The sequence below is a fragment of the Pedobacter sp. MC2016-05 genome, assembly GCF_026239735.1.
Classification (GTDB): Bacteria; Bacteroidota; Bacteroidia; order Sphingobacteriales; family Sphingobacteriaceae; genus Pedobacter.
The window spans coordinates 14372-35731 of the sequence record NZ_JAPIVT010000032.1 but is presented as its reverse complement, the minus strand read 5'-3'; the positions used below and the strand labels follow the sequence as shown (position 1 = coordinate 35731).

Genomic DNA, 21360 nt, shown 5'->3' with positions numbered 1-21360 from the left:
TAATACCAATTCCGAAGGATTGATTTAGTCTTGCCATTTCTTCGTTCAAACTGTCGCTAAATTCAAAAGCAACTAAATAACCATAGTTTGCCCAACTTGAATTTGAAACGGCTTGAAAAAATGCTTTTTTAAGTTCGCTGTCGCTGTTAATTTCCCTTTTAAGTTCGTATGAACTGATTTTGAAAGTGTCAACACGATTTATGGATTTTAAGAAGTTTTGACTTGCTTTAGTCTGTAAATTCAAAAATTTAATTCCAACCATATCTGGATGTGTCCAGATTTGGTTGTTGTCCTTTCCATTTGATTGTTCGTGAAAAATTGTCTTTGAGTAAGTGTCAGTATTTTTTAAATAACTACTTAAGAGTTTGTGTAAATCTCTCTCTTCGTAAATTCTTGATTTAGTTGTTTTTGCTGGTTTTATTGTCACAACTTCGTTGTCGCCACTCAAAACCGCGACATCAATATTTTGCTCGTTCTTTGTCAAGTAGTAAGAGTAAGTTCCTCCGGCTTGTTTAATACGTTTCACTCTTGTGTCGCCATTACGAATAAAGTCGCCAAGGACTGCTGAAATTGTCGAACCTGGCGTTTTTGAAACGTTAAAGTCATAATATTTTTTGTCAAGAATATGATTAAGAACGGCTAAATAATTTGTTACGTTATTTATGTCTTCTAAACTTTTTAATACAGCTTCTTTTAATGTCATTTCTTTTGTGTTTGTTTTCGGTGGCAAGGTCGTCCTACCATTGGCTATAACGTTTTGAAAATTTGTGCAGAAATGGCATTGCTTGCAGAACCATTGTCGCACCGCACTGAACTAAATAATTAACGAATGAATTAACGTAAACTACCGTCAGCCATTTTTGCACAAATTTGCGTTTAGCAGAAGTTTATTTTTGTCGTTTTTGTTCAAGTTCTGGAAGTTGTCTTTTGTATTCTTCAACATTCCAAATAATCTCCCAACGTTTAACATAATCAGCAAGTAAACCAAGTCCAACTTCTGCTCTTCGTTTATCAACATTATCTGGGTCGTCAAGCGGTAAGATATAACTTTTAGACTTTTCTTTATCGTAACCAATTTGACTTCCGTAGATTTGCCTTTTCCCTTCTCCAAGTGCCACTCTGTCTTCCATTAATGCCAATGCGCTTCCATTTGCATTTCCAATTTTTACTGCTTCTTTCATCATTGGAAGATATTTTTGTTGTGTTTTTAAATCTGAATGTTGAATTACCAAAAACAATGTTTGATTTGCCTGAACACCAACTTTGTCAGCACCAACCCAGCCATATTTATCCAAAATTTCAGTGACTTTAATCAGATTAGCACTGTCTTTATGCATCATAATTCTACCCAAACTATCAACTTGTTTACTTTGGTGTCCAAACTCTTTCTGTGCTGAAATGTATTGTAGTCTTATGGGTTGGTCATCTTGGAAAATTGTTAATAATTTCGCCTGAAGAGGTTTGTCGTAATTTGCTTCTCTCTTATCTACAACTGATTGCATATCTGAAACAAGGTTGTTCCATCTTTTGTCTGAGTGCAATGATGTTAAGTCGGTATCTATTTTTAAATGGCTAACATTAGACCAACCATTTATTAAGGCAAGGTTTAACCACTTAAAAGCTAATTTTTTATCACCCAATAATGAGGCTGAACAGCCTGCATTATAAAAATCAATATCACTTTTTTGTTCTAGTTTGAACGCTTGCTTATAGTTTTCAACTGATTTTTTATATTCTTTGTTCTTGTAAAGAGCATCTGCTTCAGCAACAATAGATTTGTAAGTCTGTCCAAAGCTAAATGAACAAATAAAAAGCAATAGTGTCGTTGTAAATAGTTTCATTTTGAATGTCATTTTAAATTTCTGCTAACTTACATATATGTGCAACTTAATTGCACATATACAACCAAAACCTGTTGTATATGCGTAACTTTTTGCTTTAAATATATTTCTAAATTATGAAAATTAAAGATCATCGAAAGGACTTTTACATTTTGTAAGCTTTTTGTACTTACATGCGTGTATATTTTTATAATTAGTTCGTTTTTTGAGACGAAAAATTTAATTACAAATCCCTCAACCTATCAAAAATCCACTGTTTTTTGGAAAATTGAAAGCGATAAAATTCTGTCTTCGAGCTTGCATGAAAATTGGATGATTTGTTTTTAAACAAATTTTTTAGCTACTTTCCAAAAATGAAAAAGAAAGCACTCAGCGATTTTACAAAAGAAGAAATTGGACAGCTATTCCCTATTGAAATCAGTCCATATGATTCTAACTGGCCTAAACTTTATGAAGAAGAAAAACAACTAATTGAAAAAAATGTAAATCCTTCTTTATTTTCTAGAATTGAACACTTCGGTAGTACTTCCGTACCGGGGCTATCCTCCAAAAATACAATAGACATTCTGTTGGCGGTTGAATTTGAGGACAACTTAAGCCATAGGATTATTGAACAAATGCAAAAAATTGGCTATGACTTTAATTGGCAAAATGAAGGTACCAATACTCATATGGTATTTATCAAAGGATATGACCCTGAAAACCCAAAGCAACAAACTTATCATATCCATGCGGCACCTGAAAGTCATAGTTTATGGAACAGAATCTACTTCAGAGACTATTTGATTAAACACCCAGAAGTAGCACAGCGTTATGAAGAGCTTAAAAAATCCTTGGCGAATAAATACAAACATGAGAGGGTAGCATACAGAATTGCTAAAACTGACTTTGTAAAGGAAATCACTGATAAGAGTTTACTGGATTTATAGCGGTGTTTAACTTGCAGAAGGATAAAAAGACAGAAGATAGGTTATCATTATTCCCTGGTTATTTAATAAGTTTCGGAAGGTAAAGCTTGAATATTATAGTAAGCAAAGTCGCCTACTATCGTCCTAAAGTACTCCGCTTTTTTCCTATATTATCATAAACTCATTTCATTAATCAAATTTAATTTTAGTTTTTGATAATGACTAATGATAATATATAATAGCAAATTATAAGTTCGTTTTTTGATACAAATTATTTATCATCACATTCTATTTGAAAAGCCAAACTTTAGTTAATTTATGGGATAATTCTTAAATTCATTTCCATTTTCAACTGAGTAACTTGCATATCTACCAGTATATCCGATGACATTAAAAATGAGTTCATAATATAAGGTTAGATTATGTTGCACAAGATTAATGGCGACAGAAAGATCATCATTGTAATCGGCTCCATGAGCATAGGTATGTCGAAGTTTTTGCCAACTTTTTAAGCTTCCTTTCCCAATCAAACCTTGTTGTTCAAGGTGTCTCAACATCATTCCAGGATTATATTTACTCGTGTCAGTAAGGCCGTTTAGGAAGTTTGTAAGCTTCAATTTTATGTCTTCGGTTTTCAAGTTCCGCAATTCTTTTCTAAGAAATCCAATATCCGACAATACGACTTCATCTATAGGCTCTGGATTCTTTGGGTAAAGTTTCACTAGTAAGCTTTCTATAGCTACCGACAGTACCAGACCATATCTAAAATAGTAGCCCGTTCCAGCATCCATTACTCTCTTATGGATTTTGGGAAGTAGCGTTTCGGGGTTAAGCACTAAGTAATTATAGTAACTATTAAATAGAGTTGCATTAAACTTGTCTTCGTCTCCATAATAAGTTGACTTCCGGTATGGTTCAGTTAGCATTGTTTGACCTGAAAATTTATGATCGACGGGGATTACAACTTCAAAACTATTTTGCTCGCCAAAATAGATCGCATAATATTGATTATGTTCCTCACCCATTACAAAATTCAAAGTATCGAGAACTTTTTTCAAGTCATCATCCTTAACTGAGGTATTACTGAACAACTCTAGCAGTATATTAGGCCTTCTTTCGTGAAGTTTAACCGTTAAAGTCTCCATCTTTATTTCCCAAATATTTTTCCAATCTCCAGCTTCATCTATTAGTGATCGCAAGACAACCTGTTGAAATTCTTTCCTATTTGAAGCGAAGGTGTATTTGTTTTTTAATAACACGCTTGTGCTACTTTTTTCAATATTAAGGCCACTCACCGAATAGAATCGAAGTTTCGACCGAAATTTACAGGTATAAGAAATCAATCTAACATTACTTCCTGGATCTACATGAGCACAGCGATAGTGGTGACCATCACTATCAACTGCTTCCATTTTATACAAGGAGTTTTCGGTATTTCGGTATTCACTTAAGCCAGTTACGTATCCATAGTCAGAAAAAAGATTAATCGTTTGTTCGACCTCGGAAGGGGGGTCAGCGTTCATCAGTTCCATAATAAATTGGCCATCCTTTTGGTAAAGGTGGCCGGTTCCGGTAATCTGGTTGTTGTTTTTTGCTAATACGATTTTGGTCAGATAGATACTGAAGCCATTTTCCGGTATTTTATGACACTGGTTAAGCAAGGAGTTGTAAAAAGCCATGGAGCAATTGAATTTAAAGGTAAGTTAATCATCAAGCTGCAAAGATCCATTATTTTTGATTATCTAATATTTGCCTAAGCAATATCTCCGGACATTTGTCATAGCTTCAATCAACCAATCTTCGTTTTTTGAGACAGTTTCACCTTGATCTAATTATGTATATATTAATTCTGATCTGGATATATAAGTTAACAGTTGTTGTTTGTAAATTTAGGGACAGAAACGAAGGTCAACTTTTATGGGGAGATGTTGAAATATGCCTGTTATCATAGTTTAACGTCCATAGGGGCGAATTTCTTTACCGCAGAGATCTAAACTGAAGTGGAGACTTACCATAATACTTTTTAAAAATTTTATTGAGGTGGCTTGCGTCATTAAAGCCGAGTTTCAAAGATATCTCGTTTATTGAAAGTTTACTCTGTCTCAATAGTTTTTCGGACAGCTTCATTTTGTATTGGATGATATGGCTCTGTATAGATAACCCCGTATTCTTCTTCACAAAAAAACTGATGTAGTTTGGCGATATCAGAAACTGGTCCGCAAGCGTCTGTATTTTCATCTTTTGTTTATCCAAGGCATTTACGCGGATATAGGCCAGAATGTTTTCAATTTTTTCCCCATCCTGCATAACCCATTGATCCCGGCCTTCTATCTTATTCATATTACGTACCAGAAGCACCAGCAACGAAGAAAACAAGTTAGCAATGATCACCTGATTGTAGGAAAGATGGCTAGTGAATTCATACAATAACATTTTTGATAACTGAAAAACGTAGTCTCCCTCTTCGTTAGAATTGATAAGCGATACCTTCGAAAACTGACTGCCGGCCAATAAACTCAACATTAGAGTGTCCTTCCACATTTTATCATGTTTCAATACCAATAGTTCCGTTAAAAAGTCCTCAGTAAATTTGATATAGAGAAATTTTGTTTTCTCTTCGATAGAAAATTCGTGCTTATCTGCTGGTGTCAATAAAAACACATCTCCCTTTTTGTATGGAGAATCAATTTCGTTCAGGCGGTGTGTCCCTTTGCCTACCTCAATTAGGATCAGTTCATAAAAATTATGGCTGTGGTAGCCATAGTCCCAATGCTCTTTTTCAAGAATAAAAACATTGAAAGACCTGAAGTTAATGATCTTGTTCATGTCAGTGGATTTTTACAAAATTAAGATTTATTTTTACAACAGTACCTGCCTGCTTTGACCTTAATTTTGTATTATAAATTTAAGACAGCAATTCAATGAAAGCATTAAAATCTATAATACTTGCCATTTTAACATTATCGGTATTGGTTTCTTGTAATAACGAAAAAACGGATCCATCGAAAACAAAAGAGACAGCTACCAAAAGCCATTGGCCCAACGGTGCACAGTTGGTGATCTCGGTATCGATGCAGTTTGAAACCGGCGGACAGCCTGAAGGTGCCGAAAGCCCCTTTTCCGGAACCCCATTACCCAAAGGACAGCCCGATCTACCTGCCGAAAGCTGGTACCGCTATGGCGCCAACGAAGGTCTGGGCAGGATGATGGATCTCTGGAAAAAATACGACATCAAAGTTACTTCCCACGTGGTTGGTGCTGCTGCGATGAAATATCCTGAAATTGCAAAACGATTAGCCAACGAAGGCCACGAATTGGCTGCACACGGTATGGCCTGGGACGACCAATGGAATAAAAGCTCTGCCGACGAACTGAAGTTCGTAAAAGATGGCGTTGATGCGGTAGAGAAAATTAGCGGACAACGGGCAGTAGGTTACAATTGCAATTGGTTACGCAGAAGTCCGAACACGCTGAAAGTGCTGCAAGAACTTGGTTTCATCTACCACATTGATGATTTGAGCAGAGACGAGCCTTTCGTAACCAAGGTAAAGGGAAAAAATTTCGTGGTAATGCCTTACACGCTTCGCAACAATGATATTGTGCAAGTTGCTGGTAACCACTGGAGCCCTGATCAGTTCTTGTCGCAACTGAAACACGAATTTGATCAGCTTTATGAAGAAGGCGCTACCAAAAGAAGAATGATGAGCATTAGTTTCCATGACCGTATTGGTGGTACACCTGCAATGGTACATGCTATGGATGAATTTATCAAATATACCCATGAAAAAACGGGCATAGTATATATGCGAAAAGATGATATTGCCAAAATGGTGATTAACGAGGCGAATACCCTACAAGATAACAGCGAAGCAAAATTCAATAACTAATCAGCTTATCTAATTGAAAATTCCAATATTATGAGATCGTTTATTTTAGTCGCTTTATGCATTTGTCTGGGTTCTGATGTTGTGTTTGCGCAGCAACAAGATGAGGTTTTTCACTACTCGACAATGGAGGCGATGCGCAATGCCGTTTACAGCGGTAATATGGCCATTGGCGAAATTAAAGACAAAGGCGATTTTGGGCTTGGCACCTACAATTTGCTGGATGGCGAATTGATCGCTCTGGACGGTGTTTTTTATCGGGTCGCAAGCAACGGTAAAATAGAACAAGCTTCGCCAGAAAGACAAATTCCCTTTGCGTCGGTTACGTTTTTTCAGCAAGATACGCTTATTGCCTTGTCAAATGTAAAGGATTTTGAGGAACTGCAAAATGCAATTTCGCAAGCGCTACCGTCGGCCAATCATTTTTATGCCATCCGCATCCACTTAACATTTGATACCGTTGTTACCGGTGGCGCAAGTAGAGTAAAACCTCATGAAACCAAAGGAATTGCTGAATTTATGCCCTCCAGACCCCTCTATAAAACCTCACAAAAAACAGGGACCATCATTGGGTTTTATTGCCCTCCATTTATTGGTGGTGTAGATCTTTCTCCGTTTCATTTTCATTTTATTAGCGATGACAGAACGTATGGAGGCCACTTAATTAGCGGAAGTTTTAAAGCCAATGCAAAGATTGAAGTGCAGCTCGATGAGAAGGAGGATTACAAAATCGTACTTCCATCAGTACAAAATGAGGGCTACCAACAAAAGTGGAAAAAAATGGAGGCGCAAAAGTCCTATTAAATCAGTTTTAGTTCGAACTAATGTAATTACTCAAATTAAACGCAACATAAAATGACAAATACTTTCACAAGCATCGCAATATTAAAGGCTAAAGCTGGTAAGCGTGACGAGCTGCATTCGGCATTACTGCGACTGATAGATCCTACCCGCAGTGAAAAGGGATGTTTAACATACATGCTCTTTGAAGATGATGCCAATTCGGGAACATTTTATATGCAGGAGGCATTTCAGGATGAAGCAGCTTTTGGGTTTCATACACAAACTACACATTTTCAAACCTTCGCAAAACGGATGGATGATTTGATGGACGAACCCATCCAACTCATCAAGCTGAACCAGGTTTCGCATTAGAATTTATACAATGGAACTGCATAAAATCGCCTATTTTTTCTTACGCATGTCAATGGGCGTTAACCTTTTCGGTCACGGCTTTGGCACGCATACCAACGATGCAAACATTTGCAGCAGGTATGGTTAAGAACTTTGAGCAAAGCTGGCTGCCAAAACCTTTAGTGCAATTATTTGGCCATACATTACCCTTCGTAGAACTGATTATCGGTTCAATGCTGATTGTTGGCTTTAAAACCAGGTGGGCAAATTTTGCAGGAGCCACGTTAATTATTACGCTGCTTTTTGGCAGCAGAACCATCGAAAACTGGGAAGCAATGGGCATGCAAATGGTTTATGCCTTTATGTTCTATTTTTTAATCGCCAAACAACAAGACAACATTTATTCACTAGATAAAAATAATTTAAAATGAAAGCAATAGGATTTAAAACATCGCTTCCAGTGGGCGAACAACATAGTTTCATCGAATTTGAAACCGAAAAACCTGTAGCGACAGGAAGAAATATCCTGGTAAAAATCGAAGCCGTTTCAGTAAACCCGGTAGATTATAAAATTCGCCAGGGAAGTTTAAAAGACAAGGTGGAGGAAACTCCGAAAGTGATCGGTTGGGATGCCGCGGGAACGGTAGAAGAAGTTGGTGAAAACACATCATTGTTTAAAAAAGGAGATAAGGTGTTTTATGCTGGCGATATCACAAAAACTGGCTCTAACCAAGAATATCAGTTGGTGGATGAGCGCATTGTAGGTTTTGCGCCAAAATCTATTGATGCCACTGCCGCCGCCGCTATGCCCTTAACTTCACTTACCGCCTATGAATTGTTTTTCGACAGGATGCGTTTGAGTGCGGACAGAGATAAAGGCAAATCTATCCTGATCATTGGCGGTGCGGGTGGCGTAGGCTCTGTGGCGATCCAAATTGCAAAAAACATTTTAGGGCTAAGCGTAATCGCTACCGCATCAAGAGAAAATTCGGTAAGCTGGTGCAAAAAGCAGGGAGCAGATTTTGTGATCAACCACAAAAACCTGGTGGAGGAAATGAAAGCCATTGGTTTTGATCAGGTGGATTTCATTGCAGATTTTGTCGATGTTAACCAGTACTGGGATGCTTTTGTGCAACTCATAAAACCACAAGGCCAGATCGGTTCCATCAGCGATCCTACACAACCTGTAAACTTGCGCCAGCTGAAAGGCAAAAGTGTGAGTTTTCATTGGGAGTTGATGTTCACCCGGTCGATGCTCCAGACAGAGGACATGGAAAGCCAGCATCACATCCTTAACACGGTGGCAAGATGGCTTGATGAAGGAAAAATTTCTTCAACGCAAAACAGTATATTAACCGGTTTAACGGCCAAAAATTTGAAAGAAGCGCATCGTTTGCTGGAAAGCGGCACCACGATCGGAAAACTGGTCATCAAATACTAAGTGCAAAAAAATGAAAAAAAGATCAGTGATTTTTGCCACGCTGCTATTTTTAGCAACCCTTTTAAACGCACAAGATAAGCCGGTACAAAATAAATTGGCCAACCTCGGCGAACTGGTTAAACCCGTGATCAACGATACCATTCCCATCAAAATTTGGAATGATTATATTTTACTAAAGGTTACGGTGAACGGTATCGAGAATGATTTTCTTTGGGACAACGGCTTTTCTTTCTCGGCAATAGAGCAATCGCTGGCACCAAATTACAAATTGAAAGCAATGCCGGATGTTGATACGCTGACCGCTCAAGATGCCGTAAACAATAAGGTGAACTTCGAGCTTAAGATAGCAGATGTAATGCGTTTTGGTAAAACGGCTATTAATAACTCGCCATTTTTAGGTACCGATATGAGTGCCTTCTTCGGCCAGTCGAGCAATGTAAAGGGTATTTTGGGCGCTTCGGCCATTAAAAAATTAAACTGGAAGTTCAACTTCGACGAAAATTATGTGGTAGTTTCAGAAAAGCCGTTTGAAGGCGAGGGCAAAATGCTGCCTTTTCAACTGGATCCTAATAACCAAATGAACATCGAACTACGAGTGAATGGTTATACCGCACCGGCAGAGATAGATTTTGGTATGAACAGCGATGACCTTGGCGTTTCGATCGGCGCAAGGCAATTGTTTTCAAAAAATTTAAAAAGCCCTTCCTACGGTATCGGTGGTGCTTCGATGGGCGGTATGGCAAAGATGGATACCATATATGCCGTTACGGGATTTGATTATAGCCTGCACAATGGTCAGAAATTCGATTTCCCTTTCGAAATCTCACTTTCTTCGAACGATAGGGGCGCAAGGTTTGGTAACCGATTTTTTAGAAAATACAATCCGATCATCAATTTCAGTACTTCCGAAATTATATTATTGAAAAGAGAAAGTGCTATTAACCCAATGCCCGATAAAAATTATGGCTTTGTTATTATCAAGGTGGATGGTGAACTTCGGATTGTCCTCAAAGCACACAATGCCAATACCCAAAAGTACCTAAATTTAAGGGTTGACGATGTGGTAAAAGCAATTGACGGTAAACCAGCGAGCGAATTTGAAGGTAATTTAGATTTAAGAGCCTATCAATTAGATAAGTTGATCAATAACAAGGAAATAGGTATTACAACTGCCGACAACAAAATTATTAAACTCAAACCAGTAGAGAACATTTATAATTAATAATGATGGAAAAAATTTTCAGCTCTTATAGATTAGGAAATTTAGACTTGAAAAACAGGTTTTTAATGGCTCCGATGACACGCAGCAGAGCCAGCCAGCCCGGTGATGTGCCTAACGCTTTGATGGCCGAATATTATGCTCAACGAGCAAGTGCAGGCATCATTATCACCGAAGCAACGCAGGTTTCTATGCAGGGAATGGGTTATGCCAAAACACCCGGCATTTATTCCCAGGAACAAATTGAAGGGTGGAAACTGACCACCGGAGCAGTTCACCAGGCCGGAAGCAAAATATTCTTGCAGCTGTGGCATGTAGGCCGGGTATCGTCTGCAAAGGTAAATGGCCTACAACCTATCGCTCCATCTGCAATTACCGCCAAAGAAACCTCCGTGTATATTTTTGATGGTGCGCCTAGCGGTGATGCAACATTTGTACCTGTGGATGAACCGAGGGAAATGACCAGGGAGGACATTGCAACAGTTGTGGCAGAGTTTGTGCAAGGCGCAAAAATGCCATAAAGGCCGGTTTCGATGGAGTAGAAATTCATGGTGCCAACGGTTATCTGTTAGACCAGTTTTTGCGGAGCAATAGTAACCGACGTACCGATGAATACGGCGGAAACAAAGAAAAAAGAATCAGATTACTGATGGAAATTACAAAAGCTGTTGTAGATGAGATAGGTAATGAAAAAACAGGCGTTCGTCTTTCTCCGTTTATTAGCTTCAAGGATATGAACGATCCCGAAATTCTGGATACCATAATGATTGCAGCTAAAGAGCTTAATAACCTGGACATCGCTTATATCCATTTGTGCGAAGCAGATTGGGCAGATGCACCAACTATACCATTGGATTTTAGAAAAAAGTTGAGGGTTAGTTTTGAACATACAATTATTGCCACTGGCAATAAAACACCAGAGGAGGGCGAGCAATTGTTGCAAGAAAATTTAGTAGACCTCATTGGTTTCGGAAGAAAATTTCTCTCCAATCCTGACTATCCCAATCGGGTAAAGTTGAATGCTCCGCTAAATGAAATATCAGATAACCACACTTTATTTGGCGGGGGAGATGCCAGAGGATACACGGATTTTACTTTCCTTTAGACTAAGTTCTATAATAGTAAATTGGATAAACCAGTGTAAACTGACCCCATCTCAACGGAAATAAATTTGATATAATGTTTTGCTTATTTGCATTTTTGAGAATTTGCGATAAGGGGTCAAGAGAATTGCTTTATGGACTTTTGACTATAAAATCTTGGAATTAGCAAAAATCCGCTAGCCAATTCTTTTCAACATCTGACCATGTGGTCGAAATATTACTGTCATGTAATAAAATTTTATTATTTCAGTTTGTAATTTATAAAACTGAATAAATCTTGGATTCTATGAAACTTAAGCTATTAGCTGTACTGTTATCAATAATTGTTGTCTCCTGTTCAAAAAAAAATGTTTCAGAGGATACGCAACCATCATCATGGGAACATAACAGCTCACATAATGATAAAAGTGAAAGAGGTATTTTAAAGTCCTTTTCCACGTTTGAGGTAGAAGTTCCATCTGCACCCATCACAATAGCGCAATATTCTTCTGTTTACAATAGCAGTGCGACCGGAAATTATTCCGGGCCTGTATATATGGATTTTGCCCTAAATGATGATAATACGATAGACGTGTTCTGGATCAGTTCAGCTGAAAAATGGGACGGCATGTTCAGGCAGGATAGTAAATATTTATGCAGGGTTTCTCTTTCCGGGAAAAACATTGTCCGGCAGCTTGTAATTCCTACATTATTAAAAAAAAGGGATTCCCGGTTCTTGGGTTTCAAAAGCCTTGGTAATGACCAATTTGTTGTCGGTCATTCATCTGTGGCAGAACAGACCAGCCAGGGTGCTGTTTCTATTGAAGGTGGTAAAACTGTTACTGAGGCCTATTACACAAATTTCAACGGAAACAACGGTGCTATCCGCTACACCACACCGGTATGGAAAGATCCTTCAATAACCTATGAGAATTTTGGCGGCCCGAAGTACCTTCCTGGCCAGGCATCTACACCGGTGATAGGCTACAATAGGGACAAAGATCTGTTAGCAGTTTACATGGGCCATCGCATGGAAGCGGGCCATCAGGGCGGTTTTTTTGCTATGATGAAAGCCTCTACAGGTGAACTGATAACTAAAATAACTGGCGGTAAAAAATATCTGGTCGGACATGAATGGAATTACTCCCATATTTTTGATATGAGGTTAATGCCGACTACCACTGGCAGCGCTGATTTTTACACCCTGTCCCATCTCGATGCCTTGCCTAAAAGATCCTTGATGTTTACAGCTTGGAATGCGAAGTCAGGAAGGATGGACGGACAGCTTCCCTATTTGGACGCCATACCCGGAACTGGTAACCAGACTTATTCAAAAACCGGCGACTTCCTTGAGCTTCCCAATGGAGATATCGCCACTGTATATGCGACCGGAGTTAAATCACCAGCAGATTATCAGGGTGCCCTAAACGTTAAACTTGCAATAATCAGTGGGGCCGGTACAAGTAATGCGCGAGTTAAAAAGGAAGTTTGGTTATCAGACTATCCCCCACAATCAATCATTGGGGCCGGTCCAGGTATGCAGCTTGGCTTATCTGCAGATAAAAAGGAAATTTTGGTCTGCTGGAACACATTTAATGGAAACATACCGGTAAAAACTGCATTCAGAATGACTGATCTTGATGGGAACATCACTTCCACGATTGAAGAAAGTGGGATTTCTCTGCTTTATCATGGTCAATCAATGAAAAGAACTCCTGATGGAAAACTAATTTTTGTATCCCATGGTGAGGGCAATAAACTTTTGGTTAATGCTATTCAATAAATTAATGACCATAGTAAAATGCTTATTTTGAGACGCAATTTTTCTCTTTGCCGTAATTTTTGCATTTAAACTTACAGCTTAAAGATATATAGTAAGGGATGAATGCTTTCGTCTAGTAATACATTTTTTTCTTCTTGCAGTAATGTAGAGGTATCTCATTTTTCGGCGTATTAGCAGTGAACTCCAGATTTGCCGGGCATTATAAAATTTAAAAAACACAAAAATGAAAAATTCAATTTTAACAGTAATTTTTGCACTTGGTTTTCTAGGTGCAGTAAAAGCACAAAATTTTAAGAAGCACGAAATCAATATCGCCTACAGTGATGGTACGCCCTTAGTTTTATCAAAAGGTTTGGGCGAAGCCTTGGGCGCCGCGATAATTAATGCCGCAACTGATGCGCAGGTTAAAGAAAGCAATGGCACAACAATAGGTGTTTTCAATGCAGGTTATCGTTTTAATGTAAACGAAAGATTTGCAGTAGGTGGTGATTTGGCTTATTTGAGAAATACAAAATTGTTATCAGAATCTGGAAGCACAAAACAAGGTAAAAGAGTAAGCAATTATGCAATGGTTTTCGGTACTGGCGAATACAGCTATGTAAAAACAAAGTTGATTAACTTCTATGGTTCGGCTTCGGTGGGCGTAATAGCAGATAACACCAAGGAAACTTTTGATGGTAAAAGCCAATCGAATAATCAATACGCTTTTGCATACCAGATTAACCCACTTGGCCTAAGTGTGGGAAAAAGTTTGGCCGGATTTGTAGAGCTGGGCTATGGCTATAAAGGTTTTGCAAGCATAGGTCTAAAATATAGGTTTTAATTTTTAACAAAACAGAAAATGATAATGCTTACTAACTTTCCTGTTATGAGATAATTTTCTCTTTGCCGTAAATGGTGCGATTAACCTTACAGCTGAAAGAAAGATATACAGTAGGGTAGGAATACTTTCGTTTTTTGAGACAACTTTTCTCTGATCTAAAGTTCAGTTAAATATTCTTTTAGTTCTTCTTTTAATTTATAATAGGTCATCAATTTGTGGTCTAAAACAGTGGTGGTATCAAAAATTTCGATTACTCCTTCATCAGTTTGTGTAGTCATCTCATCAATAACTGAAACTAGTAATTTATCCCCAATTTTGAGGTGATGGGCAGCCCACTTTATGTTTTTCCCCGCTACCGAGTCACGTCCACTAATACTTAAATTTAATGATTCGCTATTGTCGTCTCGCCTAACCCAGGTAACAATTGTTGTTACAACGCCAAAATCAGATTCGATCTGAGCGGTCGCGATCTTTTGTCCATTTAAAGTAACTTCAAAAGCTGGTTTATTCATGTTATTTTTTTTGTTGTTATAAGTTTCGTTTATTGAGACATTAGTTATTTATCGTCATAATGGAATCTACATTGGATAATAGCACATTGCTGATCTTTACCCTTAGTTCCCGATACTTGATAAACTAATCGATGCTCACCCAGAATTCTCCTGGACCAAAAACCCTTTAGGCTATGTTTCAAAGGCTCGGGTTTTCCCAATCCATAAAATGGTGTTCTTTTTATTTCTCTCAATAATTCTCTTATTTTTTTTTCGGACTCTTGATCGTTATCCATCCAATACTCAAAATCTTCCCAAGCTTCGGGCGTAAATACTATATTCATAATTTAAGCTTTCGCTAAACTATCCTCGTTCATTGAAAAAGGCTTCAAATTACCCTTTTTTAGATTTTTAATAGCGCTTTCTAATCGATTGCGGTTTGTTTCGGTTGACATTAGATGCGAAGTCTCTGTAAGAGCATTATACTCCTTAATAGAGATTACCACAATGGCATCATCCTCATTATTGTTCCTTGCAACAATCAAAAAATCTTCTGTTTTACTTACTTCATCAAAATAAGCTTTCATATTTGTTCTTAACGAGGAAATGGTTACTGCTTTCATATTTATAATTATTTGTACGTTCAAATGTACGTTATAATGTACATTTAACCAAATTAGATTTACTACTTTTTATATTTATGTTTCGTTTTTTGAGACAGAATCCTGTTTCTAAATTTAATGTAACACTTTGTAAAATATTTAACACAGGTAATGTTGCAGTTTGACCAGATATCTACTTTACTTTTACAATCCAAAATGCTAAAACCTATGACCATGTAAAACTATGCCGATTCGAAACTAAAACCAAATCAGCAATCAACTAAGGCTATTATTAATGAATCGCTAAAATTATTTACTGGACAATCAAAATTCTTTTACATTAATCTAATTAAACCATTTGGAAGTGTCAATTTTCAAAGAATTACGAACATCTTCTTACTGTTTGTGTTGATTTCTTAATAAGAACTTTATTCAAAACACTATGAAATTTATAAAAACTACCAGCCAGGATGGCACAGAAGTTAATCTTCATTATCAAGACTTGGGCTCTGGAACACCAGTTGTCCTTATTCACGGGTGGCCACTCGATCATCAGATGTGGGACTATCAGATTGCTGCACTTACAGATGCCGGTTACCGATGCATTGCTTATGACCGAAGAGGTTTTGGGAAATCAGATAAACCCCTGACAGGATACGATTATGATACCCTGGCAGATGACCTCAAAGCTATAATCGAGGAGTTACAGCTTGAAAATGCAATACTTGTAGGTTTTTCGATGGGAGGAGGAGAAGTTGTAAAATATTTTAGCAGGCATGGTGGTGCAGGGGTTTCTAAGGCCGTTTTGATCAGTTCGATAGCACCTTTCATGTTGCAAACTGATGATAATCCCGAGGGAGTACCGCAGGATAAAATCGATGAAATTGCGAGTAGCATCCAGGCAGACAGAGCTGGCTTTCTTGGCGATTTTGGAAAACAATTTTATGGAGTTAGCTTGCTAAATAAACCGGTTAGTGACCAGATTTTGACCAATGACCTTGTTTTGGCTATGCAAGCAACGTTAAAGTCAACCCTTGCCTGCGCCACCTCGTTTTCCTCGACTGATTTAAGAGGAGATATTTCGGCTATTAGTGTTCCTACATTGGTGATTCATGGGGATGACGATCAGACTGTTCCAATCAAGGCAACGGGAGAACAAGCAGCAGCTATGATCCCCGGCGCTGAATATATCATATATGAAGGGGAGCCGCATGGACTTTTCATTACTTCAAAAGATCAGCTTAATGCGGATTTAATCAACTTTATTGGCCGATAATTCATATTCTGCCCATTTTCAGTCTAGAAAATGGGCTTTTCAGTAGACGTATATTTCGTTATCATAATCTAATAACAAGTTGACTAACTAGGAAAGTTAGATACCCTTTTCGATAATAAAAAATTTGTAGAAACGGTTTTTTTTAGTTCAAATAAATAAAAAGGTATCAATTACATCTGGTTATCGAATAATAAATGGGAACTAAACTTTCCAAAATTAAGTTTATATAAACATCATTTGTAAATGTATTTCATTTATTTAAACAAAAGACATTGAGCCTTATTGATACTGTAGAGGCAAATATTAAAATTCGCTTAACATAGTAGATCAAGTAATTACTTTAATAATTTAAAAACATCAAGATGTCAGAAAATCAAAGAAAAATTGAAAATCCACTAACAAAATATCCCCGCCCACCGTTCGTAAAACAACCGCAGGAAGTCCCGGGACTCGCTTCAAAAATGGATCCAATCCCTGATCACGGTGAGGAATCATATAAAGGTTCAGGAAGACTGCAAGGTAGAAAAGCCCTGATTACCGGCGGTGATTCCGGAATCGGACGCGCTACTGCGATTGCATATGCAAGGGAAGGTGCAGATGTAGTAATTAACTACTTACCGCAAGAACAATCTGATGCAGACGAAGTGCTTAGGCTTATCGCTGCAGCCGGAAGAAAAGGATATGGCATTGCTGGAGATATTACCTCAGAAGAATTCTGTAAGACTTTAGTTGCCCAAGCAGCAGAGAAATTGGGAGGTATAGACATCCTGGTGAATAATGCCGGGCATCAACAGGCGATAGAATCGCTTGAGGAGATAAGCAGTGCTCAATTTGATACCACAATGAAAACGAATATCTATGCACCATTCTGGATTACCAAGGCTGCACTTGCGTTCCTTTCGGAAGGTTCGGTTATCATTGCTACCAGTTCTGTGCAGGCCTACGACCCTTCAGAAAACCTTTTTGATTATGCACAAACAAAAGCTGCAAATGTTGCCTTTGTTAAATCATTAGCAAAGCAGCTCGGGCCAAAAGGAATCAGGGTAAATGGTGTGGCACCAGGTCCAGTATGGACGCCTCTCCAAACCAGTGGTGGACAGCCTCAGGATGCGATTGTCAAATTTGGAGAGGTTACCCCACTTGGGCGTCCTGGACAGCCGGCTGAGTTGGCATCAATTTACGTTCAGCTAGCGGATAGTGCTGCCAGTTATGCTACCGGACAGATATATGGATCTGCTGGCGGGAACGGTCACCCTTAAATTAGCAGACTATAACATAATAAGTAAACCCGGTGCAAGGTATGTTTAACATTCCTTGCACCGGGTTTTGATTTAGTTTCGATTAGTGACTGTTTCATACATACCTTTACTTGGGTATATAGGTCGCGAGTAAATAGGTGTAAATTACTTATTTTTATTTAGTGTGTCTGATATCATCGACGCAATAAGGTCGGGATTTTCCAGAGGCATCAAATGACCAATACCATCAATAGTTACCATTTGTATTTCGGGAGATAAATTCGGTATAGTTTGTTCTTGTGTCATCGCCCAATTAATTGCAGGATCATCTTTTGAAGCTATAAGAGTTACAGGAACTTTTAATTGCCTTGTTTTATCTGCGATAGATTCACGTGTTCCTTCATCAATCCACCATTTCCTGGCATCCGAGGCAACCTGCAAAGGGGTTTGAATGGCTATATCTAACCTTTGATGCACTAATTTGGTGATAGTGTCTGCGTCAACTTTTGCTCTCGATTCTTTCAAATCCGGAATCTGGCGCATTTTTGCCTTTTCACTTTCTGGAATATCTTCAAAGCTGGGTGGTGACGGCGCAATCAGAATCAAACCCTGTACCTGCTCATTTTCGTAGTCATTTACAGCGCACTGCAAAGCAATCTTACCACCCATAGAATGGCCTATCAGAATATAGGAAGTTATGCCTTTAGCCATTAACTCTCGCCGAACAAAATCTGCGTAACCCTTAAGCGAAGATTTAGCAAGCATCTCAGTGTTTCCAAAACCCGGCAGATCAATCGCGATACATGAATAATAGCTTTCGAGCCGTGAAATTACAAACTCCCAGCTTTTGGCCGAGCCGCCAAAATAGTGGAGGAATACCAGAGCAGGTTGCATCCTTGTATTCCCATTAACCGTATTTTCCGGACCATTCATCTTAGAATGCGTTTTCTACAGCGCCGCCATCAATGCGGTAGTTGCTGCCATTTACGAAACTTGAAAGTCCGGATGATAGAAATGCGATAACATTAGCTACTTCTACCGGTTTTCCCCTTCTTCCAACAGCAAGATTTGGACGTTTGTTCTTCAAAAACCATTTTATTGCCTCTTCCTTATCTGTACCCCTTTCTTTAGCAAGATCCTCCATCATTGCGTCGGTCATCGGGGTTTCTATAAAGGCCGGTGAGACACAGTTGAACAGAAGTCCTTCTTTAGAATATGACCTTGACAGACATTTAGACAGGTTGATGATACCTGCCTTGCAGGCATTATACGGGGATTCTTCCTCATAGGGCTGGTATGCGTTTTCAGACGAAACCAATACGACCCGTCCCCAATTGTTTTCTTGTAAATGAGGAATAAATGCCCTGCATAATCTTACGGCCCCCATCAAATCCACGTCAATTGTTTGCTGCCAATCTTCATCAGTTAAAGTTAGGAAGTCTCCGGCGGCTCCACGCGCACCTGCACTGTTTATCAAAATATGTGCGGGACCGTACTTTTCTTTAACCTGTTTTGCTAGATTTAATACACTTTGATTATCAGTGAGGTCTACCGTAAGCCAGGTAACTTCCGCTTCAGGCACGGCTGATAGCAGTTTTTCAGATGCTTTTTTTAGGCTGTCTTCTTCAAGATCCGCCAATACCGTCTTCACTCCTGCTTTTGCTAAGATGATAGCAGTTTCCAATCCGATGCCGGAATCTGCACCAGTAATAACAGCTGTTTTGTTTTTAATGTCTAAATTCATATTCATTATTATTGTTTTATAGGTTTGATAATAGTTGTATTTCCTTTTAATGCCTGTTTGTAACCGTTAACCGCACAAATAAAAGAGGAGTGAACGAATGTTTGCGGAAAGTTACCAAGTGAATGACCCGTCATCAGATCTGCCTCTTCGGAAAAATAGCCTAGGTCGTTACTGTAATCAAGCACTTTGTCGAGAATTTTTTTGCACAGCTGAAGATCGCCCGCAATAGCGTAATAATGGGCCATCCAGCAACTTCCCGCTAAAAAGGCGCCTTCTTTGGTTGAGTCAAACTCAAGCAAGTGTCTCCTGTAAAGATGCTCTTCACAGTAATTTTTTTCGAGTTGCTGAATAGTAGCCAACATGTTGTCATCGTGCGCATCATAAACCCCGAAGGGAACATATAATGCAGCAGAAAGATCTACATTCTCTGAGCCAGCATGAACTGCAAATGCACCGGAAGTGGTCAAACAGTTCTTCGAAATAAATTCACGTATCATTGCTGCATTTTTCAACCATCTGTCAGCCACAGCCTGATCCTTTTGATAGGGTGCAATAAGTTCCAGGCCGCGGGCGGCAAATGCCTTGCTGGAAGTATAATGCTGCAACTGTTCTTCCTCCCAGATCCCATTATCTTTTCGTTCCCAGTTTTTACAGATATAGTCGGCAATCTTCTCTACTGTATTCCAATAAATCACTTTACCGGTTTTTTGATAAATGATGCTACAAGCAATTAAGATATTGCCTTCAGCATCTAATTGGAATTGATCTGCAGCCGAATTACCGATCTGTACAGGCCGACTTTGCAAATACCCATTTAGTGGAATTTCTCTTATCTCGGGCGAAACTTTCGTTTGATCAACAGCATAAAAGCATGATATGTGGTCCTCCCCATTTTTTTCCATTGCACCGGAGACAAAGGCGATAAATTTCTCTTCCAGTTCCCCAGTTGTAATGATTTGTGTTAGTGATGAGGTTATTAGCGCCGCATCTCTCATCCAAACATAACGGTAATCATAATTACGCTCACCGCAGATTACTTCAGGTAGGGAAGTGGTGGCAGCTGCTATAATCCCTCCGGTAGGCTCATAAACCATCTGCTGCAATGCTCTGAGCGAGTACCGCACCTGGTTCTCATAAGGACCATGATAATCCACCAGCTTTTCCAGCTCTTTCCATTTTTGAAGTGTAGTACGCAGAAGTTTTCGTAGTTCATCTTTGCTAATTTGATTTGCCTTGCCGAGGTAGGCCCAACCACTTTCTCCAGCAGGAATTTCAAAATGAATAATACCTTTATCAATTGTCAATGGATGCGAACCATGAAAGTAGAGCCCAGATTTCTCTATTTTAACGCTTTTGGTTGATATGATAGTGTAATCTTCGGCTATTAATCCATAATCGGACCTTATGCTAACCTTGTTTTCAATAGTTGATGGTGCATTCGTAAAAAGCCTACAAATCCCCCTGAAATTTTCCTCTAACGGCATGAAATCTGTAATCGTCAATCCACTTTTGCCGATAGAAAAACTAGTAAATAATACGCTACTTCTGCCATCAAATTGGCGAGTTAGGAATACCTTATCCTTCGCGCTGACTGACCAGTATCCCCCTCTTTCATCATCGAGGAGAGAAGAAAAAATGGCTTCAGTATCAAAGCGCTCAGGGCAATACCAGTTAATGGTAGCAGCTTTGTCCAAAAGCGCGCAGCTCCTTCGATCGCTAATGATAGCCAGATCTTCGATCATGGCTTGTTCCGTCTTCATAATTTTTTTAAAGTTTGCCCCGAGATTAGGAATGATATAATTTGGGTTTGGCGTAAATACTGTGGAATACTGCCGATAAAATTAGTCTGCAACTTGTTCATAATTATCTTATTGTGATGGACAACACGAGATAT

Annotated in this window: 21 protein-coding genes and 1 pseudogene; 12 read left to right on the top strand and 10 right to left on the bottom strand. The window is 38.7% G+C overall.

The features are described 5' to 3' along the window. On the bottom strand, positions 1-703 hold a 703-nt coding region (locus OQZ33_RS23500), incomplete at its 3' end, for a hypothetical protein (protein ID WP_265801969.1). Positions 704-887: 184 nt separating this feature from the next. Next, positions 888-1841, bottom strand: coding sequence for a DUF6624 domain-containing protein (locus OQZ33_RS23495; RefSeq protein WP_265801968.1), 954 nt, complete (start codon positions 1839-1841; stop codon positions 888-890). Positions 1842-2194: 353 nt separating this feature from the next. Here OQZ33_RS23495 and OQZ33_RS23490 point away from each other — a divergent pair, with 353 nt between their 5' ends. Beyond that, the gene (locus OQZ33_RS23490) at positions 2195-2770 is read left to right on the top strand and encodes a GrpB family protein (RefSeq protein WP_265801967.1); all 576 of its coding nucleotides are present in this window, start codon (positions 2195-2197) and stop codon (positions 2768-2770) included. A gap of 290 nt (positions 2771-3060) precedes the next feature. Here the strand turns inward: OQZ33_RS23490 and OQZ33_RS23485 are convergent, their stop codons facing one another. Both OQZ33_RS23485 and OQZ33_RS23480 read right to left on the bottom strand, forming a co-directional pair. Further along, positions 3061-4428 carry a hypothetical protein gene (locus tag OQZ33_RS23485; RefSeq protein ID WP_265801966.1) on the bottom strand — a complete coding sequence of 456 codons (1368 nt, stop codon included), beginning with the start codon at positions 4426-4428 and terminating at the stop codon, positions 3061-3063. Positions 4429-4726: 298 nt separating this feature from the next. Beyond that, positions 4727-5575 carry an AraC family transcriptional regulator gene (locus OQZ33_RS23480; RefSeq protein ID WP_265801965.1) on the bottom strand — a complete coding sequence of 283 codons (849 nt, stop codon included), beginning with the start codon at positions 5573-5575 and terminating at the stop codon, positions 4727-4729. Between the two features lie 95 nt (positions 5576-5670). Between OQZ33_RS23480 and OQZ33_RS23475 the strand changes: the two genes are divergently transcribed. The 9 genes and pseudogenes from OQZ33_RS23475 to OQZ33_RS23430 all read left to right on the top strand — a co-directional run bounded on the left by OQZ33_RS23475 (position 5671) and on the right by OQZ33_RS23430 (position 14115). After that, a complete protein-coding gene (locus OQZ33_RS23475; RefSeq protein ID WP_265801964.1) occupies positions 5671-6636 on the top strand; it encodes a polysaccharide deacetylase family protein in 966 nt (321 codons plus the stop codon). Positions 6637-6666: 30 nt separating this feature from the next. Then, entirely contained in the window at positions 6667-7437 is a 771-nt protein-coding gene (gene budA / locus OQZ33_RS23470) for an acetolactate decarboxylase (RefSeq protein ID WP_265801963.1), read from the top strand. A 51-nt stretch (positions 7438-7488) separates the two neighbouring features. Beyond that, entirely contained in the window at positions 7489-7788 is a 300-nt protein-coding gene (locus tag OQZ33_RS23465; RefSeq protein ID WP_265801962.1) for a putative quinol monooxygenase, read from the top strand. A gap of 98 nt (positions 7789-7886) precedes the next feature. Then, positions 7887-8198 carry a DoxX family membrane protein gene (locus OQZ33_RS23460; RefSeq protein ID WP_265801961.1) on the top strand — a complete coding sequence of 104 codons (312 nt, stop codon included), beginning with the start codon at positions 7887-7889 and terminating at the stop codon, positions 8196-8198. Continuing rightward, positions 8195-9208: a zinc-binding alcohol dehydrogenase family protein gene (locus OQZ33_RS23455; RefSeq protein WP_265801960.1), complete on the top strand. Its 1014-nt coding sequence runs from the start codon at positions 8195-8197 to the stop codon at positions 9206-9208. Before OQZ33_RS23460 ends, OQZ33_RS23455 begins: the two co-directional genes overlap by 4 nt. 10 nt (positions 9209-9218) lie before the next feature. After that, positions 9219-10430: an aspartyl protease family protein gene (locus OQZ33_RS23450; RefSeq protein ID WP_265801959.1), complete on the top strand. Its 1212-nt coding sequence runs from the start codon at positions 9219-9221 to the stop codon at positions 10428-10430. Between the two features lie 2 nt (positions 10431-10432). Beyond that, a pseudogene (locus OQZ33_RS24640) lies at positions 10433-11532 on the top strand (alkene reductase). Positions 11533-11816: 284 nt separating this feature from the next. After that, positions 11817-13292, top strand: coding sequence for a hypothetical protein (locus tag OQZ33_RS23435; protein WP_265801956.1), 1476 nt, complete (start codon positions 11817-11819; stop codon positions 13290-13292). Positions 13293-13515: 223 nt separating this feature from the next. Beyond that, a complete protein-coding gene (locus OQZ33_RS23430) occupies positions 13516-14115 on the top strand; it encodes a hypothetical protein (RefSeq protein WP_265801955.1) in 600 nt (199 codons plus the stop codon). A gap of 155 nt (positions 14116-14270) precedes the next feature. On the opposite strand, the gene OQZ33_RS23425 is transcribed toward OQZ33_RS23430, so the two are convergent. From OQZ33_RS23425 to OQZ33_RS23415, 3 genes are read right to left on the bottom strand one after another with little or no spacing between them, the layout of a single operon-like run. Next, the gene (locus OQZ33_RS23425) at positions 14271-14627 is read right to left on the bottom strand and encodes a hypothetical protein (RefSeq protein ID WP_265801953.1); all 357 of its coding nucleotides are present in this window, start codon (positions 14625-14627) and stop codon (positions 14271-14273) included. 44 nt (positions 14628-14671) lie between these two features. After that, positions 14672-14950 (bottom strand): Txe/YoeB family addiction module toxin, encoded by a 279-nt coding sequence (locus tag OQZ33_RS23420; RefSeq protein ID WP_265801952.1) that lies wholly within the window; start codon positions 14948-14950, stop codon positions 14672-14674. 3 nt (positions 14951-14953) lie between these two features. Next, positions 14954-15229 (bottom strand): type II toxin-antitoxin system Phd/YefM family antitoxin, encoded by a 276-nt coding sequence (locus OQZ33_RS23415; RefSeq protein ID WP_265801950.1) that lies wholly within the window; start codon positions 15227-15229, stop codon positions 14954-14956. Positions 15230-15650: 421 nt separating this feature from the next. On the opposite strand from OQZ33_RS23415, the gene OQZ33_RS23410 reads away from it, so the two are divergent. After that, positions 15651-16484, top strand: coding sequence for an alpha/beta fold hydrolase (locus OQZ33_RS23410; RefSeq protein WP_265801949.1), 834 nt, complete (start codon positions 15651-15653; stop codon positions 16482-16484). A 362-nt stretch (positions 16485-16846) separates the two neighbouring features. Further along, entirely contained in the window at positions 16847-17743 is an 897-nt protein-coding gene (locus OQZ33_RS23405; protein WP_231425400.1) for an SDR family oxidoreductase, read from the top strand. A gap of 144 nt (positions 17744-17887) precedes the next feature. Here OQZ33_RS23405 and OQZ33_RS23400 read toward each other — a convergent pair whose 3' ends face one another. Genes OQZ33_RS23400 through OQZ33_RS23390 form a run of 3 tightly spaced genes read right to left on the bottom strand, consistent with a single transcriptional unit; the run spans position 17888 to position 21226 of the window. After that, positions 17888-18655 (bottom strand): alpha/beta fold hydrolase, encoded by a 768-nt coding sequence (locus tag OQZ33_RS23400; RefSeq protein WP_265801948.1) that lies wholly within the window; start codon positions 18653-18655, stop codon positions 17888-17890. Between the two features lies 1 nt (position 18656). After that, positions 18657-19466, bottom strand: a complete 810-nt coding sequence (locus OQZ33_RS23395; RefSeq protein ID WP_231425398.1) for an SDR family NAD(P)-dependent oxidoreductase — start codon at positions 19464-19466, stop codon at positions 18657-18659. 8 nt (positions 19467-19474) lie between these two features. Further along, positions 19475-21226 carry a glycoside hydrolase family 15 protein gene (locus tag OQZ33_RS23390; RefSeq protein ID WP_265801947.1) on the bottom strand — a complete coding sequence of 584 codons (1752 nt, stop codon included), beginning with the start codon at positions 21224-21226 and terminating at the stop codon, positions 19475-19477. Positions 21227-21360 lie beyond the last annotated feature (134 nt).

Coding starts and splice junctions, on each gene's coding strand:
- OQZ33_RS23495 (WP_265801968.1), bottom strand. CDS start 1,841: ATGAAACTATTTACAACGACACTATTGCTTTTTATTTGTTCATTTAGC.
- OQZ33_RS23490 (WP_265801967.1), top strand. CDS start 2,195: ATGAAAAAGAAAGCACTCAGCGATTTTACAAAAGAAGAAATTGGACAG.
- OQZ33_RS23485 (WP_265801966.1), bottom strand. CDS start 4,428: ATGGCTTTTTACAACTCCTTGCTTAACCAGTGTCATAAAATACCGGAA.
- OQZ33_RS23480 (WP_265801965.1), bottom strand. CDS start 5,575: ATGAACAAGATCATTAACTTCAGGTCTTTCAATGTTTTTATTCTTGAA.
- OQZ33_RS23475 (WP_265801964.1), top strand. CDS start 5,671: ATGAAAGCATTAAAATCTATAATACTTGCCATTTTAACATTATCGGTA.
- budA (WP_265801963.1), top strand. CDS start 6,667: ATGAGATCGTTTATTTTAGTCGCTTTATGCATTTGTCTGGGTTCTGAT.
- OQZ33_RS23465 (WP_265801962.1), top strand. CDS start 7,489: ATGACAAATACTTTCACAAGCATCGCAATATTAAAGGCTAAAGCTGGT.
- OQZ33_RS23460 (WP_265801961.1), top strand. CDS start 7,887: ATGCAAACATTTGCAGCAGGTATGGTTAAGAACTTTGAGCAAAGCTGG.
- OQZ33_RS23455 (WP_265801960.1), top strand. CDS start 8,195: ATGAAAGCAATAGGATTTAAAACATCGCTTCCAGTGGGCGAACAACAT.
- OQZ33_RS23450 (WP_265801959.1), top strand. CDS start 9,219: ATGAAAAAAAGATCAGTGATTTTTGCCACGCTGCTATTTTTAGCAACC.
- OQZ33_RS23435 (WP_265801956.1), top strand. CDS start 11,817: ATGAAACTTAAGCTATTAGCTGTACTGTTATCAATAATTGTTGTCTCC.
- OQZ33_RS23430 (WP_265801955.1), top strand. CDS start 13,516: ATGAAAAATTCAATTTTAACAGTAATTTTTGCACTTGGTTTTCTAGGT.
- OQZ33_RS23425 (WP_265801953.1), bottom strand. CDS start 14,627: ATGAATAAACCAGCTTTTGAAGTTACTTTAAATGGACAAAAGATCGCG.
- OQZ33_RS23420 (WP_265801952.1), bottom strand. CDS start 14,950: ATGAATATAGTATTTACGCCCGAAGCTTGGGAAGATTTTGAGTATTGG.
- OQZ33_RS23415 (WP_265801950.1), bottom strand. CDS start 15,229: ATGAAAGCAGTAACCATTTCCTCGTTAAGAACAAATATGAAAGCTTAT.
- OQZ33_RS23410 (WP_265801949.1), top strand. CDS start 15,651: ATGAAATTTATAAAAACTACCAGCCAGGATGGCACAGAAGTTAATCTT.
- OQZ33_RS23405 (WP_231425400.1), top strand. CDS start 16,847: ATGTCAGAAAATCAAAGAAAAATTGAAAATCCACTAACAAAATATCCC.
- OQZ33_RS23400 (WP_265801948.1), bottom strand. CDS start 18,655: ATGAATGGTCCGGAAAATACGGTTAATGGGAATACAAGGATGCAACCT.
- OQZ33_RS23395 (WP_231425398.1), bottom strand. CDS start 19,466: ATGAATTTAGACATTAAAAACAAAACAGCTGTTATTACTGGTGCAGAT.
- OQZ33_RS23390 (WP_265801947.1), bottom strand. CDS start 21,226: ATGAAGACGGAACAAGCCATGATCGAAGATCTGGCTATCATTAGCGAT.